General features: G+C 77.5%; 4 protein-coding genes. 1 reads left to right on the forward strand and 3 read right to left on the reverse strand.

Annotated features, from left to right (window positions below):
• Positions 1-540 (forward strand): ATP-binding domain-containing protein (locus AB6N23_RS17695; protein WP_412867281.1); only part of this gene is annotated, 540 nt, incomplete at its 5' end.
• Positions 541-683: 143 nt separating this feature from the next.
• Here AB6N23_RS17695 and AB6N23_RS17700 read toward each other — a convergent pair.
• From AB6N23_RS17700 to AB6N23_RS17710, 3 genes are all read right to left on the reverse strand, one after another.
• Complete coding sequence (locus AB6N23_RS17700; RefSeq protein WP_412867282.1) at positions 684-1,673, reverse strand: LacI family DNA-binding transcriptional regulator; 990 nt, start codon at positions 1,671-1,673, stop codon at positions 684-686.
• A 71-nt stretch (positions 1,674-1,744) separates the two neighbouring features.
• A complete protein-coding gene (locus AB6N23_RS17705) occupies positions 1,745-2,722 on the reverse strand; it encodes a LacI family DNA-binding transcriptional regulator (RefSeq protein WP_412867283.1) in 978 nt (325 codons plus the stop codon).
• A gap of 172 nt (positions 2,723-2,894) precedes the next feature.
• Positions 2,895-3,608, reverse strand: a 714-nt coding sequence (locus AB6N23_RS17710) for a ThuA domain-containing protein (protein ID WP_412867284.1), incomplete at its 5' end; no start/stop codon positions are given.

The raw sequence follows: 3,608 nt of genomic DNA on the forward strand, positions 1-3,608 counted from the left end.
GGCGACGCGGCCGGCGCGCTCGAGGCGCTGGGCCGGCACCGGCTGCTGCTCGCGCACCGGCGCGGGCCGGCGGGCGTCGCCCTGTGGGGGGCCGTGGCGCAGCAGTGGGTGGCCGCCGTCGCCGGGGACGGCGGCGTCCCGGCCGGGCCCTGGCCGGTGGGCGTCCCCCTGCTCGTCACGAGCAACGACCGGTCGACGGGCCTCGCGAACGGCGACACCGGCGTGGTCGTGGACGACGGGGCCGGTGGGGTCGTCGTCGCGTTCGGCACGCCGGGCGCACCGCGCCTGGTCCGGCCGCACCGGCTGCCCGCCGTCGAGCCGGTGCACGCGATGACCGTGCACCGCGCGCAGGGCAGCCAGTTCACGCGCGTGTCCGTGCTGCTGCCGCCCGCCGCGTCACCGCTGCTCACGCGCGAGCTGCTCTACACGGCGGTGACCCGTGCCCGCGACGCGGTGCGCGTGGTGGGCGCGGCCGACGCCGTGCGCGCCGCCGTCGAGCGGCCGGTGCGGCGCGCGAGCGGGCTCCGCTTCCCGCGCTGACGCGCCGGCGCACCGCCGGGCACCGGCGCGCGGGCAGGCACCGCCAGGCGCCGGCGCACCGGCAGGCACCGGCGGGCACCGGCGCAGCGGCGCCCTCGTGCCCGCGTCGCGAGGTCCGCTCGCTCGTCGCGTACGCCCGCGCGTCAGGTGCTCGCGCGCACGACCATGTCGATCGGCGGTTCGTCGTCCGGCTCCGGCAGCCCCAGGTCGGGCCGCAGCCGGCGCAGCAGGTGGCGGGCGAGCCCCGACCCGACCTCCGCGGTGCGGATGCCCACGCTCGTGATGGGCGGCAGGGCGAGGCGGGCGAGCGGCACGTCGTCGACGCCCACGACCGCGAGGTCCTCGGGCACGCGGACGCCGGTGGCGTGCGCGCCGGCGACGACGGCGAGCGCGACCTCGTCGTCGTAGGCGCAGACGGCCGTCACCGGGTCGTCGCGGTCACGCAGGCGCCGGACGGCCCGTGCCGCGGCGTCGGGGAACAGCGGCACGTCGACGACGACGGGCGCGGACAGGCCGTGCGCGGCGCAGGCCTCCTGCACGCCGGCGAGACGCGGACGCATGAGGATCGTCGTGAGCGGGTCCGCCGACGCCGCGTACGCGAGGTGCGTGTGCCCGCGTGCGACGAGGTGCTGCACCTGGAGCGCCCCGACCTTGCGCTGCGGGATCCGCATCGCCTGACCGTCGCCGCCGTCGACGGCCAGCCCCACCACGGGGATGCCCAGGTGCGCGGTCGCGGCTTCGTCCTCCGTCGTGAACGCGGCGACGTCGGCGACCCCCACCGGGCGCAGCTCGCGCAGGATCGCGTCGAGCGCCCGGCCGCGACGTCGCTGGTAGACCACGGTGTACCCCTGGTCCTCGACGGTCTCGCCGAAGGCGCCCAGCACCTCGAGCGCCACCTGACCGATCTGCCCGTCGGGGATGACGACGAGCACGACCTCGCTCGTACCGCGCCGCAGGGCCCGCGCGGTCGCGGACGGCGTGTACCCGAGCTCGGCGGCGGCCTGCAGCACCCGCTCGCGCGTCGCCGCGCTGATCGTCTGCCCCGGGGCGTCGTTCATGACGTAGCTGACGGTGCTCTGCGAGACGCCCGCCTTCTGCGCGACGTCGCGGGACGTGACTCGCCGTTCCGCCATGGCCGTCCTCCTCGCTCTCGTGCCGGTCGCCGGGTCGCGGCACCGGTCGGGTCCCGTCGGTGGCCGCGCGATCAGGTCGTCGCGCGCACCACCAGGTCCATCGCCGGCTCGTCGTCCGGCTCCGGCAGGTCGAGCTCGGGCTTGAGCCGCCGCAGCACGTGCTTGCCGAGGGTCGTGCCGATGTGGTCCGGCCCGATGTCGACGGTCGTCAGCGGCGGCGCGGCGAGACGGCCGGCGGTGATGTTGTCGACGCCGACGACGGCGAGGTCGTCGGGCGCCGCGAGGCCCGCGGCGCGCAGCCCCGCCAGCACCGCGAGCGCCACCTCGTCGTTGTAGGCGCACACCGCGGTGACGGGGTCCTCGCGCTCGCGCATGCGCTGCACCGCACGCTGCGCGGCGTCCGCGAACAGCGGGACGTCCATGACCACCGGCGCCGGCAGCCCGTGGTCCGCGCACGCCTGCTCGACACCCGTGAGGCGCCCCCGGGCGATCTCCGCCACGGTCGGGTCCGTCGACGCCGCGAACGCGAGCCGGGTGTGGCCGCGCTGCACGAGGTGCTCCACCTGGAGGCGGCCGATGGCGGTCTGCGGCACGCGCATCGCGCGGCCCGGCTCGCCGTCGAGGGAGACGCTCACCACGGGGATGCCGCCCGCCTCCATCGCGGCCTCCTCCGCCGCCGGGAAGGCCGCGAGGTTCGCGATCGCGGCGGGCATGAGCTCGTGCCATAGCGCCCGCAGGCCCCCGACGTCGCGCTGCTTGCGGTACACGACCGGGTGCCCGTGCGGCTCGAGGACCGCGGTCACGCCCTCCACGATGGCGGCGATGGCAGACCCGATCGGCGCGTCGGGCAGCACCATGAGCACGGTGTCGCTCGCCCCGCGCCGCAGCGCCCGCGCGGCCGCGGACGGCGTGTACCCGAGCGCCGCCGCCGCCTCGCGCACACGGTCCCGGGTCGCCTTGCTGATCGACTGGTTCGGCGAGTCGTTCAGCACGTAGCTCACGGTGCTCTGCGACACCCCGGCGTGGCGCGCCACGTCCTTCGAGGTCACACGTCGTCCCGGCATCCCTCTCCCCTGGTCCGCACCCCGCGCGGGGATGCGGCCAGTCTGCACCCGTGTGCGCGCTTCTGTGCCGATTTCCGCGCGAGTTCCTGGTCGCACGACCACATTCGGTGCCGACACGTATCAGCGCCGCAGCGGCGCGGACCTCTCCGGCGCCCGGTCAACGACCGGCGAGCCAGGCCACCGACCGGCGCACGAGATCCCGCCGCGACGCGCTTGCCCACGACCGCACGTCGTGCCCCAGCGCGTCGTAGACCGCCCGGCCACCCGGCGCGACCCACACGACCGGGTGGTCGCGCCCCTCGTGGCGGGTCGTCAGCAGCACGTGGCTGCCGTCGTCGACGACGAGGTCGCAGTACCGCTCGTCGAACGCCTCGACCGCGCCGAGCCCGGCGGTGACCGGGTGCCCCGGGTCGGCGACGTCGAACGTCGCCGGCCCGATCGGCGGGTGCCAGGACGCGCCGTCGACCCACCGGCCGCCCACGGCCGCCGCCCAGCCGGGCGCGTCCGCGAACGTGTTGGCGGCCGCGTGCAGCGCCAGCAGCGGGACGCCGTCCGCGAGCAGCGCCGCGAGGGCCGCGTGGAAGGGCGCCCAGGCGGCGTCGTCGCCGTCGAAGTCGGGGTCCACCCGGCCGGAGCCGGCGGTCACGACGACGAGGTCGGGCCGGCCGAGCGTCGCTGCGACGAGCCCGTCCTCGGCCAGCAGGGCGGGCGACGTGCCGTGCACGTGGACGTCCCAGCCGTCGGCGGCGAGCAGCGGGTGCAGGACGCCGGCGGTGGCGGCGCCGTCGTGCCACGGGTCCTCGTAGCGGCCCCGGCCGACCAGGACGAGCGCACGCGGGCGCCGTTCCCCGCGCCGTCGGCGGGCCGGGAC

The sequence above is a fragment of the Cellulomonas pasadenensis genome (assembly GCF_047229365.1).
In the GTDB taxonomy this organism is placed as follows: Bacteria; Actinomycetota; Actinomycetes; order Actinomycetales; family Cellulomonadaceae; genus Cellulomonas.

Bases quoted from the DNA above. Each gene is read 5' to 3' on its own strand.
- AB6N23_RS17700 (WP_412867282.1), bottom strand. From the start codon at position 1,673: ATGGCGGAACGGCGAGTCACGTCCCGCGACGTCGCGCAGAAGGCGGGC.